Origin of the sequence: Streptomyces sp. NPDC091281, assembly GCF_044757425.1 — a bacterium.
Classification (GTDB): Bacteria; Actinomycetota; Actinomycetes; order Streptomycetales; family Streptomycetaceae; genus Streptomyces.
This window is the reverse complement of record NZ_JBIVUY010000001.1, coordinates 825,515-839,943: the sequence shown is the minus strand read 5'-3', so window position 1 is coordinate 839,943 and position 14,429 is coordinate 825,515. Positions and strand designations below refer to the sequence as shown.

Sequence of the window (14,429 nt, the reverse complement as noted above, 5' to 3'; positions counted from 1 at the left end):
TGGACGTGCAGTCACAGGATGTCGCCCCCCGTACCGCCGCCGGCTCCCCCGCCGACCGGATCGTCGACGTCGAGCAGGCCGAGGCCGCCCTCGTCGAGCACTACCCCCGCCTGGTCCGGCTCGCCTACCTGGTGCTGCCACCGGGTCTCGGCCGGGGCCGCCGCGTCCTGACCGCCCACGCCCTGGTCCAGCGGGCCCTGCCGCGCGGCCGGGCCTCGGCCCCCCTGATCCCGTCCCAGTCCGCGGCCCGCGAGGGCGACGCGGGGTACGCGTACGTCCGCCAGCAGGTGGTGCGCGCGGCGCTGGAGGCCGGACTCCCGCTGCGGCGCCGGGCGCGGCCCCGGCGGGCCCAGCTCCCGCCGCTGCTGCCGCAGGTGCGCGGGCTGCGGCTGTTCCCGCGCTCCGGCGGCGCCGAGGAACTCGCCCTGGAGGAGCGGCTGTCCGCGCTCCCGGGCCCGGCGCGGGCGGCGTACGTGCTGCGCGGTCTGGAGCAACTGCCCGACGGTGACGTCCGCGAGGTGCTGACCTCGGCCGACGTGGACGACGTGGACGCGGCGCTGCGGCAGGCCGACAAGGTGCCCGTGCAGTACACGCTGCTCGCGTCGCCCGCCTTCGACCCGTGCGCGCTCCAGGCCCGCCCCACCGACCTGATGCGGCGCCGCCAGCACACCCGTGCCGCGCTGGCCGCCGCGGCGGCGCTCGCCGTGTGCGGGGCACTGGTCGCGCTGCCGGGCGACGGCTGGGGCCCGGACGGCGCCGCCGCCCCGGTGTACGCGCAGAACCCGGCGGCCGAGGCCGCCCTCGACCCCGGGCGGCTGGTGCGGATCTCCCCCGCCGCCTGGAAGACCTCCGCGCGCACCGACTTCTCGGTCTGGCCCGCGCGCGGCACCCTCACCGGCGACGAGGCGCTGCTGCGGCGGGCGCTCGCCGTGTGGGCCCGCCCCGGCGAGCGGGTCCGCGTCTCCGCGACCCCCGGCACCCCGTCCGGCGGCCCCTCCGGCCCGCCCCAACTGCTGTACGCGGGCGACGTGTCGACCGCGCGTGTGGTGATCTTCTACGACGGGCTGCGCATCGCCCGGTACGCCGAGCCGAAGGACGGCACGGCCGGGGCGGCGCTGGACTTCGCGCGGGTGGACGGCGCGAGCGGCGCCGAGGCGGCGGCGATGGTGCTGGACCGCGCCGACGGCAACGTCCGCTATCTGACCGCCCCGTGGGTGACGAAGGTCGCCGAGCGGGACCTGTCGAAGCCGGGCGCGGGGCTGATGGACCTCACCGTGGCCGACGGGATCACCTCGCCGATGGCGAGCCCGGCCACCCGGACCGGTGCCTGCACCACCTGGAACGTGCTCCAGGTCTCCGACGACTCCGGCTCGTATCTCCTCAGCGACCTGGGCGAGTTGCTGCCCGCCCGGCTCGTGTCGGGCCGCCCGTCGGCGACGAAGCCGCCGAAGGACGCGACGGGCGCGGAGGCGCTGCGGACCTGGGCGCCGTTCGCCTGCTCGCTGGGCGAGGTCCGCGCGCAGGGCGTGCGGTCGGTCAACGCGTGGGCGTTCGCCCGGCAGCCGCTGCCCGACGCGAGCGGTGAGGCGTCCTGGGTGTGCACGCGGGCCGAGACCTGGCGGGGCGACGGGACGCGGGCGCTGGCCCAGTTCCACACACCGGGCGGGCTGTTCGGGGCGGTCGCGGCGAAGGCCGGGGACGTGCCGGCGTGCGGTCCGCGCGATCCGCACGTGCTGGCCGGGGTGCTGTGGAAGTCCGAGGCGGGCACCTGGTATCTGCTGGCCGCCGGGGACAAGGGCACCGAGTCGGTGCGGGCGACCGGCGGGGTCACCGGCTCCGCGGAGGGCAACCTCCTCGCCGTCGAGGCCGAACAAGGCGCGCAGGCGGGCCTGGAGGGCACGCTGGAGGGCGGAAGGAAGATCAGCGGACTGCGCTGAGGCGGAGACCGGGGCGGGGCTCGGGGCGGAGGCCGTGACAGGGCTCGGGCCGGGCTCGCCTCGGGGGTGAAGTTCTCGGCGCACAGGGGTTCACCTCCGCTCTACCCGTCAGTACATTGACAGCATGTCTAACAAGCAGGCCGCGCGGGCGCCCCGGCCCGTCGAGGAGGAGCGCGTGGCGCTCAAGGCGCGGAAGGTGGCCTTCTCCTGGGAGGACACCCCGCTGCACTGGGTGCCGGGCGACCCCTTCGCCACGCACACCATCAACGTGCTGCACCTGCTGCTGCCGGCGGGCGAGCGGTGGTTCGTGCACGTGTACAAGCAGGTGCTCCCGCTGATCCGGGACGACCGGCTGCGCGAGGACGTCATCGGGTTCATCGGGCAGGAGGCGATGCACTCCCAGGCCCACGACGAGGTCCTGCCGCACCTGCGGGAGCAGGGGCTCGACCCGACGCCGTACACCGCGCAGGTGGACTGGATGTTCGAGAAGCTGCTCGGCGACCGGACGCTGCCGCCGGGGCGGGCGCGGCGCTGGTGGCTGCTGGAGCGGGTGGCGTTCATCGCGGCCATCGAGCACTACACGGCGTTCCTCGGCGACTGGGTCCTCAACGCGGAGGAACTGGACCGGCGGGGCGCCGATCCGACCATGCTGGACCTGCTGCGCTGGCACGGAGCGGAGGAGGTCGAGCACCGGTCGGTCGCCTTCGACCTGTTCACGCACGTGGACGGCGGCTACCGGCGGCGGGTGCGGACCTGGGCGATCGCGTTCGCGGCGCTGCTGTTCCTGTGGCAGCGCGGGGCGCGCTTCTTCATGACCCACGATCCGACGCTGACCGGCGGGCGGGCCACCTTCAAGGACTTCTGGCTGCGCGGGCGGCGCGGCACCCTGCCCGCGACCGGGGCGCTGCTGCGCTCGATCCCGCGCTATCTGAGCCGCGGCTACCACCCCTCGCAGGAGTGCTCGACCGCGCAGGCGGTGGCGTATCTGGCCGCCTCCCCGGCGGCGCTGGCCGCCGAGGCGGCGGAGGCCGAGACCCGAAACCGCGGCAAGGGCCCGGCCGGGGCGGGTGCCGCGTGAGGCGGGGGCCGGTGGCCGTGGCGGTGGCCGTGGGCGGGCTGCTGCTGGCGCGGCGGGTGTCGCGGCGGCGGGTGGTGGACTCGCCGCTGTGGCCGCTGCCCGCGCTGGAGGAGCCGGTCTCGGGCCGCCCGCGCACCCGCGCGCTGCGGCTGCGGCTGGCGGCGCGCGAGAGCGTCGCGGACGGGGTGGTGCAGCTGCGGCTGGAGGCCACCGGCCCGGCGCCGCTGCCCCGCTGGGAGCCGGGCGCCCACCTCGACCTGGTGCTGCCCTCGGGGCTGGTCCGGCAGTACTCGCTGTGCGGCGACCCCGCGGACGGCACGGCGTACACGGTCGCGGCGCGGCTGGTCGAGGACGGGCGGGGCGGCTCGCGCGAGGTGCACGAGCGGCTGCGGGAGGGCATGGACGTCGAGGTCCGCGGCCCGCGCAACCGGTTCCCGCTGACCGGGGCCCCGGCGTACGTGTTCGTCGCGGGCGGGATCGGGATCACGCCGGTGCTGCCGATGCTGCGGGCGCTGCCGGAGGGCACCCCGTGGCGGCTGCTGTACGGCGGGCGGACGCGGGCCTCGATGCCGTACCTGGACGAGGTGCTGAGGCTGGGCGGGGACCGGGTGACGGTGGTCGCGGAGGACGTGGACGGGCGGCCCGACCTGGACGCGCTGCTGACCGGCCTGCCCGCGGACACGGCCGTGTACTGCTGCGGGCCGGAGGGGCTGATGGCGGCGGTGACCGCGCGGGTGCCCGGCGTGCGGCTGGAGCGGTTCACGGCGGGGGTGGTGAGCGGGGGCGCGTTCGAGGTGGAACTGCGGCGCAGCGGGCGGACGGTGACCGTACCGGCCGACACCTCGGTGCTGGACGCGGTGCGCGCGGAGCTGCCGGACGCGGCGTACTCCTGCGAACAAGGGTTCTGCGGGACCTGCCAGCAGCGGGTGCTGGAGGGCGAGGTGGAGCACCGGGACGAGCTGCTGACCGACGGGGAGCGGGCCGACTCGATGCTGATCTGCGTCTCCCGGTCCCGGACCGCGCGGCTGGTGCTCGACATGTGAGAGCGGGCAGACGTCCGGGAGGGAGCGGTGCGGGCCGGCGGCGCGTCGGCGAACGGCGTGGCCGGTCCCGTCCGTTCGCGTCCGGAATCGATCGGTAAGGTGTTCGTATGACTACCGGGGTTCGCCGCAGGATGGGCGTCGAGGAGCGGCGGCAGCAGCTGATCGGCGTGGCGCTCGACCTGTTCGCCCGCCGCTCCCCCGACGACGTCTCCATCGACGAGATAGCGGCGGCCGCGGGGATCTCGCGGCCGCTCGTCTACCACTATTTCCCGGGCAAACTCAGCCTGTACGAGGCCGCGTTGAAGCGGGCCTCGGAGGATCTGGCGGGCCGGTTCGAGGAACCGCGCGAGGGCCCGCTGGGGGCGCGGCTGCTGCGGGTCATGCACCGCTACTTCGACTTCGTCGACGAGCACGGCCCGGGTTTCTCCGCGCTGATGCGGGGCGGTCCGGCGGTCGGCTCGTCGACGACGAACGCGCTCATCGACTCCGTACGGCAGGCCGCGTACGAGAAGATCCTCTCCCATCTGGACGTCGACGAGCCGCCCGCGCGGCTGGAGATGGTCGTACGGACCTGGATCTCGCTGGCCGAGTCGACGGCGCTGTTCTGGCTGGACGGGCGGCGCATCCCGCGCGAGGAGCTGGAGGTCAAGCTCGTCCAGGAGTTCGCCGCGCTCACCGCGGTGAGCGCGGTCCACGACGAGGAACTCCGGGCGCTGCTGCGGCCGGTGCTGACCGGCGAGACCCCGGACGGCCCGTTCGGCGACCTGCTGACCCGTCTGGCGACGCTCGCGGGCTGAGCGCGGCGGCCACGCCGAGCGGTACGGGGCGGCGGGCTACGCCGAGCGGTACGACGGGTCGAGGTCGCGGATCTCGGCGGAGAGGTGCACGGTGAGCGCCCCGGCGGGCTTCAGGTACCGCCCGAGCAGGGCGAGGACCGCCTCGGCGAGCCGGTCGCGGGTCTCCTCGGTGCGCCCGGCGAGCAGGCCGATGCCGACATGGACGACGGCGTGGCCCTCGGTGTCGGGGCCGACGACGGTGTCCTCGGTGCGCCGGAACCGGGTCTTGCAGGCCTGCGGGGTGGCGGCGGCGATCGTGACGACGGCCTCGTGCACGGCGGTGGCGAAGCCGGGCCGGTCGAAGGTGTCGGCGAGCCGGTCGGAGTAGTCGACGGTGATCTGCGGCATGGGCTGGGGCTCCTGTCGTACGGCGGGAGCCCCAGCCTATGCGGGGCGTTGACCTGCGCGGAGGGCGCTGCCTCCGGGCGGGGTCAGGGGGTGCGGGTGAAGACCGCGACCGTGCGCGCCGGGACGGCGAAGGTGCCGGAGTCCTTCGCGTACGTGGCGCCGCGGACGGTGGTGTCCGCGCCCTTCGCCTGGACGGGGTGCAGCCGGTAGCCGGTCCCGGCGACCGCGTCGACACGCTGGCGCTGGGCGTCGGGCGTCGCGTTGAAGACGACGACGAGGTCACCGAGGCGCATGGTGATCACGCCGGGTGTCTCCGCCGCCCCGGAGAGCGGGAAGGAGAGCGCGGACTGCACATGGTCGGCCGTGCCGAGGGAGAACGCCTTCTCCGTCGTACGGATCTTCTGGAGGTCCTGGTACGCGGCGGAGGCGCCCTCGATCTCGGGGCAGCCGACCGAGACCTTCGTCAACAGGGGTGTGGCGTAGGGCCACTTGGCCTCGTTGTCGGCGGCGGGCGGCAGGCCCCGGCCGAAGCCGTTGCCGGCCGCGCAGTTCCAGTGGATCGCGTTGAACCAGTCGCCGCTGTCGTAGGAGTTGCGGTCGAGGGACTTGGAGCGCAGCAGGTCGGTGCCCGCCTGGGAGAGGGCCGGGCCCTGCGAGAGGGTCGCGGTGGCCATCGCCAGGACCTGCATCCGGGCCCGGTCGGCGGGGGTGGTGTCCGCCGGGAGCTTGAACGCGAGGGCGTCGAAGAGCGACTCGTTGTCGTGGGCGTCGGCGTAGGCGAGGGCGTCACCGGGGGCGGCGGCGTATCCGGCCGGGGCGCCGTTGTAGTCGACCTGGGCGCCGGTGACCTCCTTGCCGTCGCCGGCGGTGAACCGGTAGGCGGCGAGGTTGCCGCTGAGACCGACCTTGATCAGGTCCTGGTAGTGCAGCAGGCGGGCCTTCTGCTCGGCCGGGGTGCCGTTGTCCGCGGCCGGGTTGGGGTCGGTGTAGAGGCCGGAGGCGAAGCCCTGGACGCCGGGGTCCTCGTCGAAGGGGCCGCCGCCGCGGACGGCGTCGCGGGCCCGGTCGGAGAAGGTGGCGACGCCCGTCCCGGCCATGTTCTTCTGGGTGGCCTGGACGAAGCGGGCGTCGTCGGCGACCTCGCCGAAGTTCCAGCCCTCGCCGTACAGGACGATCTTCTTGCCGTCGACGCCGTCCCTGGCGACGGTCAGCGCGTCGAGGGCCTTGCGGACGGCGAGGATGTTGGCCTTCGGGTGGTGGCCCATGAGGTCGAAGCGGAAGCCGTCGATCTTGTACTGCTTCGCCCAGGTGACCAGCGAGTCCACGACGAGCTTGCCCATCATGGCGTTCTCGGTGGCGGTGTTGGCGCAGCAGGTGCTGTTGGCGACCGTGCCGTCGGCCAGGAGCCGCTGGTAGTAGCCGGGGACGACCTTGTCGAGGACGCTGGTGTCGGCCTGTCCGGCGGCGGCGGTGTGGTTGTAGACGACGTCCATGACGACGCGCAGGCCGTCCTCGTTGAGCGCCTTCACCATCTGCCGGAACTCGACCGTGCGGCGGGTGCCGTCGGGGTCGGTCGCGTACGAGCCCTCGGGGACGGTGTAGTGGAAGGGGTCGTAGCCCCAGTTGTAGGCGTCCTTCGCGGCGGCGGCGGTGACGCAGGCCTGCTGCCGGTCGGAGGCCGCCGGGTAGGAGGCGAGGTCGCAGGCGGGGGTGGCCTGGTCGGCCTTCTTCTCGGGGACGGTGGCGATGTCGAAGGCGGGCAGGAGGTGGACGTAGGAGGTGCCGGAGCGGGCGAGGTCGCGCAGGTGGCGGGAGCCGTCGCTGTCCTTGTCGGTGAAGGCGAGGTAGGTGCCGGGGCGGCTCGCGGTCGGGTCGGCCACGGAGAAGTCCCGGACGTGGAGTTCCTGGATCTGGGCGTCCTTGAGGGGGACGGCGGCCGGCTTCTTCAGGCCGGACCAGCCCCGGGGGGCGAGGGCACGGTCGGAGAGGTCGGTGACCAGGCTGCGCTGGGAATTCGCGGTGAGGGCGACGGAGTAGGGGTCGGTGACCTTGTTGGTGACGACCTGGCCGACGGTGGGCGCCCACACGGTCACGGCGTAGCGGTAGGGCTTGTTCTTCCAGGAGGCGGGGCCGGTGACCGACCAGACGCCGGTGGCGTCGTTCCGCTTCATCGGCACGGTCGTGGAGCCGAGGTCGAGGGCGACGCGCTGGGCGGTGGGCGCCCAGACGGCCAGGGTGGGGCGGCCCTTGGCGAAGGTGGGGCCGAGGTCGGCCTTGGTCGCGCCGGGGTAGAGGTCGTCGAGGGCACCGGCGATCTGGACGCCGGTGGCGGCCAGGACGGCGCCGTTCACGGCCCGCTGGGAGGCGACGAGCTGCCCGCGCAGGGCGTCCCGGACGCGGTCACGGTCGCGGGGGTCGACGGTCCAGGCCTGGTAGTCCTTCAGGTGGGGGTACCTGGCCTTCTGGGCGTCGGTGAGGGTGGCCTTCGACAGCCGCAGCCAGCGTTCGTCGGTGCTGCTGAGGCTGCCGTTCGCGGCCTTGATCGAGCCGGTGCGGGAGGACAGGAGCTGGGTGGAGGCGGCGCCCTCGGCGCCGTTCCAGGCGACCGTGTTCCGGTCGATCCAGACGGCCTTGGACGTGGTGAGGTCCAGGGCGGCGGCCGACCCGGCGGGCTGCGGCAGCAAGTACGCGGGCTCTCCGGCGAGCAGCCACACCTCGTGGCCGGTGGCCTTCAGGTCGAGGGACTGGTCGGAGGGGAGGTCCTTCTCGTCGCCCTTGTGGAGGATGTAGCTGAGGCTGGTGGCGCCCTCGGCGAGCGGCACCTCGAAGACGGCGCCGTAGCTGTCGGTGCGGACCGGCTTCAGCGGGTTCGACCACTCGGTGGGGTGCGCGGCGCCGGTCCAGGTGTGCAGGCCCCAGCCGTCGTAGTCGCCGTCGGGGCGCTGGTAGTGCAGGACGGCCTTGCCCGGGTCGGGCGCGGGGGCGGTCGGCCGCTCGGTGCGGACGGGCTCCTTGCCCTGCTCGATCCAGACCTCGCCGGTCTTCGTGACGTCGATACTGCGGTCGGTGGCGACGTCCTTGGTGCCTTGCTTGTCGATGACGAGGAAGTTGACCGTGGAGGCGCCGGGCTTCACCTTGACCCAGGCGAAGGCGCCGTAGGCGTCGCGGCCGGTGAAGGGGTGGCTGTCGGGCCAGGTCGTGGCCTCGCCGTCGGCGAGGTCGCCCCAGGCGTACAGGCCCCAGTCGTCGTAGTCGCCGTCGGGGCGCTGGTAGTGGACGATCACGTGGTCGCGGGAGGACGCGGTGGGCGGCTGCTCGACCGGCGGGGTGCCGGAGACCGAGGCGGCCGTGGCGCTCGCGGTGCGGCCCGCCGAGTCGACGACGACCGCCTTGTAGCGCAGCGCGGTGCCGGGGGCGAGGTCCTCGCGGAGGGTCTGGGTGACCTTGTAGGGGGCGTGGTCGGCGGAGCCGAGGGTGCGCCAGGGGCCGTTGCCGGTCTGGGCGGCGAAGACGACCCGGTTGAGCTGTCCGCCGTCGACGTCGGCCGACAGTTCGACCGTGCCGGTGGCTCCGGCGGCCGGGGCGGTGAGGGTGAGGGTGGGCTTGACGGCCGGGCGGGCGGGCGGGGCCGCCGCCTTGAGGACGACCGCGGAACCGGCGGGGACGCTGACGGTGATCTTCCGGTCGGCGTCGGAGGTGACGGTGGCGGTGGTGCCGTAGAGGCCGCGGAAGGCGGTCCGCGCCGAACCGGTCGCGAAGGAGGCGGACGTGGCCTCGGTGGCGTTGTTGAAGGCGACGACGTACTCGGTGCCGGTCTTCGGGTCGGTGCGGGAGACGGCGTAGACGCCCGCGCCGTCGGCCGCGTACCGCTCGGTCTGGACGCCGTCGGTGAGCGCCGGGTGGGCCTTGCGGAGCTTGGCGAGGGCGCTGATCTGCCGGTACAGCGGGGCGCCGGTGTCGAAGGCGTCGGTGGCGTGGGTGCGGTCGGTGCCGATCAGGTCGTCGTCGAGGTAGTCGGCGGTGCGGGAGGCGAACATCGACTGGCGGGCGTCCTTGTCGCCGCCCGCGCCGGTGAAGCCCTGCTCGTCGCCGTAGTAGACGACCGGGTTGCCGCGGCTGAGGAACATCAGCTCGTTGGCGAGCCTGTCCTTGGCGAGGAGTTCGGCGTCGGTGGCCTTCGGGGCGTCCTGCTTCAGGAACGTGCCGATGCGGCCCATGTCGTGGTTGCCGAGGAAGGTGACCTGTTCGTAGGCGTTGGCCTTGTCGGTGGTGTAGCGGTAGTCGTCGCCGAAGACCGCGGCCAGCTTGCGGGCGCTGCCGCCCTGCGAGGCGTACTGGCGGGCCGCCTCCTGGAACGGGAAGTCGAGCGTGGCGTCGAGGCGGCCCTGGGTGACGTACGGGGAGGTGACCGCGGTGTCGGCGGAGTAGACCTCGCCGAACATGAAGAAGTCGTCCCGGCCGCGCTGCGCGGCGTAGTCGTCGAGGGCGGTGGCCCACTGGGTCCAGAAGTCCATGTCGACGTGCTTGACGGTGTCGATGCGGAAGCCGTCGACGTCGAAGTCCCTGACCCAGCGCTGGTAGATCTTCTCCATGCCCTTGACGACCTCGGGACGCTCGGTCCACAGGTCGTCCAGGCCGGAGAAGTCGCCGTAGGTGTTGGACTCGCCCGCGTAGGTGGAGTCGCCCCGGTTGTGGTACATCGTCGGGTCGTTGAGCCAGGCGGGCACCTTGTCGCGGGCGGTGACGGCCGGGGTGCGCGGGAAGGAGTCGGCGTCGGTGCGCGGGAACGGACGGTCCGTACCGGCGTGTGCGGCGTCGTCGAAGGGCTCGCCGTCCTTCGTCAGGTACGGGAAGGCGCCCTTGGAGAGGTAGTCGTAGGACTTCTCCTCGTAGTCGACGACGTCGGCGGTGTGGTTGGTGATGACGTCGAAGAAGACCTTCATGCCCTTGGCGTGCGCCTTGGCGATCAGGGTCTCCAGGTCCTTGTTGGTCCCGAAGTGCGGGTCGACCTGGGTGAAGTCGGTGATCCAGTACCCGTGGTAGCCCGCCGAGGCGTTGGCGCCGGTGCCCTGGACGGGGCGGTTCTTGAAGATCGGCGCCATCCACAGGGCGGTGGTGCCGAGGCCCTTGATGTAGTCGAGGCGCTGGGTGAGGCCCTTGAGGTCGCCGCCCTGGTAGAAGCCCTTGTCGGCGGGGTCGTAGCCGGTGCTGAGGCGGGAACCGGTCAGCCCGCCGCGGTCGTTGGAGCGGTCGCCGTTGGCGAAGCGGTCCGGGAGCACGAAGTAGAACTGCTCGCGGGTCAGGTCGTGGCGGGCGGCGGTCTTCGCCAGGGCCGCGTCCGACGGCGGCGCGGGCGGGGTGGCGGCGCGCGCGGCGAGGGGCTGCACGAGGGCGGCCGCGAGGGCGGCGGCCGTGACGGCGGCGACCCGTGCGGCGGGGGTGGTGCGGCGCGTCCCGGGCGCCGGCCATCTCGGTATCACAGGCATGAACTCCTTGCGACTACGGCTCAAGTGGGCCCGAACCCCGCGCCGCGGGACGACAGCGTCGCCGGGTGCCCGCGCGACGGTAACCCCGCTGAAAGGCTTGCAGCAAGGGTCGTGAAAGCAACAGGAAGAAATTTCATGGCTCTTGCGGACGACGCGCCCCCCGTCCGGGTGACGAGGGGCGCGGTCGCGAGGGGGGACGAGGGGCGCGAAGCCCCGGAACACGGCGGTCAGCAGCTGGACTTGCCCGCGTGGATCGCGAGGGCGGTGTTGGCGCCGAGGGTGGCCGTGAACTGGCCGGACGCGTTGACGGAGACGGTCGTGTTGTTCTGCACGTTGCAGTACGTCCCGGCGGGCAGCGAGGTCTGGAAGGTGCGGTTCAGGGAGCCGCCCTCGTGGTTGATCGCGACGTAGCCCTTGGTGCCCCGGCCGAAGGCGATCGCGTCGCCGCCGTTGTCCCACCAGTTGGTGACGGCCTGGCCGCGGGTGGCGTTGCGGAAGGCCACCATGCGCACGATCTCGGGCCAGTTGTGCTGGCACTTCCAGCCGTCCTGCCAGCAGGCGTTCACGGTGCCGCCGTTGGGCGGTCCGGCGTCCTTCTGGGTGAACTCGTAGCCGGAGTGGACGTCGGGGGCGCCGTAGGGCCAGGCGAGCATGAAGACGTTGGCCAGGGTGTAGTCGGCGCCGTCCTTGTAGCTGAGGGTGGAGCCGTTGCGCTCGGTGTCGTGGTTGTCGACGAAGACCGCGGACTGGGAGCTGTTCATGTAGCCCCAGCCCTCGCCGTAGTTCTTCAGGTAGGCGAGGTTCTCGCTGGTGAAGACGCGCTTGAGGTCGTAGGCGTAGCGGAACTCCTGGACGTCGCCGTTGCCGAGGTACTCGGTGGGCTGGACGGCCTCGCCCGCGCCGTAGATGACCTCCTGCTTCCAGTAGGCGCCGGGGTTGGTCAGGCGGGACTTGATATTGGCGAGGTCGGCGTTGGGGATGTGCTTGACCGCGTCCACCCGGAAGCCGTCGACGCCCAGCGTGAGCAGGTCGTTCATGTAGGCGGCGATGGTCCTGCGGACGTACTCCTCGCCGGTGTCGAGGTCGGCGAGCTTCACCAGTTCGCAGTGCTGGACGTTCCAGCGGTCCTGGTAGTTGACGGTCTCGGCGGTGCAGTCGTCGAAGTCCGGCCACGAGTACAGGCCGGGGTAGTCGTACTTGGTGTACGAGGAGCCGCCGGTGCCGGTGCCGCTGCCCGCCGACATGTGGTTGATCACGGTGTCGACGACGACCTTCACGCCCGCCGCGTGACACGTGTTGACCATGTCGCGGAAGGCGGTGCGGTCACCTAGCCGCCCGGCGATCTTGTAGCTGACGGGCTGGTACGAGGTCCACCACTCCGAGCCCTGTATGTGCTCGGCGGGCGGGGAGACCTGCACGTATCCGTATCCGGCCGGGCCGAGGGTCGTGGTGCACTCGCGGGCCACCGAGGCGAACTTCCACTCGAAGAGGACGGCGGTGACGTCCTTGGTCCCGGGCGGGGCGGCCTGGGCCGCGGAGGGCGTCAGGACCGCCGCGGCGGCCGTGAGGGCGACCGCGGCGGCGAAGGAGCCACGAGCCGTGCGGGAGGCTCTGCCGGGGGCGCCGAGGGGGGTGCTGCGGGGGGTGCTGCGGGATGCCATGTGGGGTTCCTTCGTCGTTGAAGGCGCGCTGGGGATGCGCGGAGGGTGCTCACTGAAGGTTCTTGCTGAAACTTTTGAGCCAACTTTCGGTGACGCAGATGTTAAAGGCCCGCCGCCTGAAAAGGCAGCGGGCCGAGTGAAGTTGATGCGAGAACTTTCGAAGGGCCCGTCGACGCGTCGCGTCAAAACGGGCCCTTCGGGCACAACGGACGCGCGGGAGGCGTCAGTCGGCGGTCAGTCGGTGGTCCACCAGACCGTGGTGTCGGCGGGCACCTTCACCTCGCCGTCGGCCTCGGCCGGTTCGCCGCTGGCCAGCACGATCCGCCCGTACGACGGGCTGGTGACCGACTCGCCGGTGGTGTTGGAGACACAGACGAACGCGCCGCGCCGGAACGCCAGGACGCCCTCGGGGGCGCGCAGCCACTCCACCGCGTCCCCGGCGCCGAGGTCGGGCAGGGACCGGCGCAGCGCCAGCGCCGAGCGGTACAGCTCCAGCGTGGAGCCCGGTGTGCCGTCCTGCGCCTCGACGCTGAGCGGGCCCCAGCTCTCCGGCTGCGGCAGCCAGCTGCCCCCGCCGCCGAAGCCGTACGAGGAGCCCTCGCGGGTCCACGGGATCGGCACCCGGCAGCCGTCGCGGAAGCCGTCCTGGCCCGCGCCGCGGAAGTACGCCGGGTCCTGGCGCACCTCGTCGGAGAGGTCGACGACGTCCGGCAGGCCGAGTTCCTCGCCCTGGTAGACGTAGGCCGAGCCGGGCAGCGCCAGCATCAGCAGGGTCGCCGCGCGGGCCCGCCGCAGACCGAGGTCGCGGTCCCCGGCGAGGCGGATCTGGGTGCCGAGGCCGGGCGGGTTGGCGAAGCGGGTGGCGTGCCGGGTGACGTCGTGGTTGGAGAGCACCCAGGTGGCGGGGGCGCCGACCGGGCGCATCGCCTCCAGGGTGCGGTCGACGACCTCGCGCAGCTCGGCCGCGTCCCACGCGGTGCCCAGGTACTGGAAGTTGAAGGCCTGGTGCAGCTCGTCGGGGCGGACGTAGTGCGCGGTGCGCTCGATGGTCGGGGTCCACGCCTCGGCGACGAAGATGCGCTCCCCGGCGTACTCGTCGAGGACGAGCCGCCACTGGCGGTAGATCTCGTGGACGCCGTCCTGGTCGAAGAACGGCATGACATCGTTGCCCAGCAGCTTCAGCTGGTCGTGCGTTCCAAGGTCGGGAAGGCCGTCCGCCTTCACCAGTCCGTGGGCGACGTCGATGCGGAAGCCGTCGATGCCCATGTCGAGCCAGAACCGCAGGATGGAGCGGAACTCGTCGCCGACGGCCGGGTGGTCCCAGTTGAAGTCGGGCTGCTCGGGGGCGAAGAGGTGGAGGTACCACTCGCCGGGGGTGCCGTCGGGCTCGGTGACCCGGGTCCAGGCGGGACCGCCGAAGATGGACTCCCAGTTGTTGGGCGGGAGTTCGCCGTCGGTGCCCTTGCCGGGGCGGAAGTGGTAGCGCTCGCGCAGCGGCGAGCCGGGGCCCTCGCGCAGGGCGCGCTTGAACCACTCGTGCTGGTCCGAGGAGTGGTTGGGGACCAGGTCGACGATCATCCGCAGGCCCAGCGTGTGCGCGTCGCGGACCAGGGCGTCGGCGTCGAGCAGTGTGCCGAACATGGGGTCGACGGCACGGTAGTCGGCGACGTCGTAGCCGGCGTCGGCCTGCGGGGAGGCGTAGAAGGGGCTGAGCCACACGGCGTCCACGCCGAGGTCGCGCAGGTAGGGGAGGCGGGAGCGTACGCCCTCCAGGTCGCCCATGCCGTCGCCGTTGCTGTCGGCGAAGCTGCGCGGGTACACCTGGTAGATCACCGCGTCCCGCCACCAGTCGCCGCGCGGGGCGGCGGTGGCGACGGCCGAGTCGGGCCGGGTGGTCGGGGCCGGTGCGGCGGAGTGCTGCTGGCTCATGGCGTCCTTGATGCGTAAACGGGTTCGGGTCATGGGGGGTGCGGTGTCGCGGTGAGGGGTGATCAGGCGGCCGCGGTGCCGGCGGGGTCTGGACTCCCCCGGGATCGGGGG

At 73.0% G+C, this 14,429-nt stretch carries 8 protein-coding genes; 4 read left to right on the top strand and 4 right to left on the bottom strand.

Annotated features, from left to right (window positions below; translation table 11 throughout):
* Positions 1-5 precede the first annotated feature (5 nt).
* From ACIQPQ_RS03680 to ACIQPQ_RS03665, 4 genes are all read left to right on the top strand, one after another.
* Positions 6-1,937 (top strand): hypothetical protein, encoded by a 1,932-nt coding sequence (locus ACIQPQ_RS03680; RefSeq protein WP_401299222.1) that lies wholly within the window; start codon positions 6-8, stop codon positions 1,935-1,937.
* A 124-nt stretch (positions 1,938-2,061) separates the two neighbouring features.
* Positions 2,062-3,015 carry a metal-dependent hydrolase gene (locus ACIQPQ_RS03675; protein ID WP_401299220.1) on the top strand — a complete coding sequence of 318 codons (954 nt, stop codon included), beginning with the start codon at positions 2,062-2,064 and terminating at the stop codon, positions 3,013-3,015.
* An 11-nt stretch (positions 3,016-3,026) separates the two neighbouring features.
* Positions 3,027-4,058 (top strand): PDR/VanB family oxidoreductase, encoded by a 1,032-nt coding sequence (locus ACIQPQ_RS03670; protein ID WP_401299217.1) that lies wholly within the window; start codon positions 3,027-3,029, stop codon positions 4,056-4,058.
* A gap of 107 nt (positions 4,059-4,165) precedes the next feature.
* Complete coding sequence (locus tag ACIQPQ_RS03665; protein ID WP_401299214.1) at positions 4,166-4,855, top strand: TetR/AcrR family transcriptional regulator; 690 nt, start codon at positions 4,166-4,168, stop codon at positions 4,853-4,855.
* Between the two features lie 36 nt (positions 4,856-4,891).
* Here ACIQPQ_RS03665 and ACIQPQ_RS03660 read toward each other — a convergent pair whose 3' ends face one another.
* The 4 genes from ACIQPQ_RS03660 to ACIQPQ_RS03645 all read right to left on the bottom strand — a co-directional run bounded on the left by ACIQPQ_RS03660 (position 4,892) and on the right by ACIQPQ_RS03645 (position 14,318).
* Positions 4,892-5,242 carry a 5-carboxymethyl-2-hydroxymuconate Delta-isomerase gene (locus tag ACIQPQ_RS03660; protein ID WP_401299212.1) on the bottom strand — a complete coding sequence of 117 codons (351 nt, stop codon included), beginning with the start codon at positions 5,240-5,242 and terminating at the stop codon, positions 4,892-4,894.
* Between the two features lie 83 nt (positions 5,243-5,325).
* On the bottom strand, positions 5,326-10,722 hold the full coding sequence (gene pulA, locus ACIQPQ_RS03655) for a pullulanase-type alpha-1,6-glucosidase (protein ID WP_401299209.1): 5,397 nt from the start codon (positions 10,720-10,722) through the stop codon (positions 5,326-5,328).
* Between the two features lie 233 nt (positions 10,723-10,955).
* Positions 10,956-12,275: an alpha-amylase family protein gene (locus ACIQPQ_RS03650; RefSeq protein ID WP_401299634.1), complete on the bottom strand. Its 1,320-nt coding sequence runs from the start codon at positions 12,273-12,275 to the stop codon at positions 10,956-10,958.
* 348 nt (positions 12,276-12,623) lie between these two features.
* Complete coding sequence (locus ACIQPQ_RS03645) at positions 12,624-14,318, bottom strand: glycoside hydrolase family 13 protein (RefSeq protein WP_401299631.1); 1,695 nt, start codon at positions 14,316-14,318, stop codon at positions 12,624-12,626.
* Positions 14,319-14,429 lie beyond the last annotated feature (111 nt).

Excerpts from the sequence above, each read along its gene's own strand:
- ACIQPQ_RS03675 (WP_401299220.1), top strand. The coding sequence starts at position 2,062 with ATGTCTAACAAGCAGGCCGCGCGGGCGCCCCGGCCCGTCGAGGAGGAG.
- ACIQPQ_RS03665 (WP_401299214.1), top strand. The coding sequence starts at position 4,166 with ATGACTACCGGGGTTCGCCGCAGGATGGGCGTCGAGGAGCGGCGGCAG.
- ACIQPQ_RS03660 (WP_401299212.1), bottom strand. The coding sequence starts at position 5,242 with ATGCCGCAGATCACCGTCGACTACTCCGACCGGCTCGCCGACACCTTC.
- ACIQPQ_RS03645 (WP_401299631.1), bottom strand. The coding sequence starts at position 14,318 with ATGAGCCAGCAGCACTCCGCCGCACCGGCCCCGACCACCCGGCCCGAC.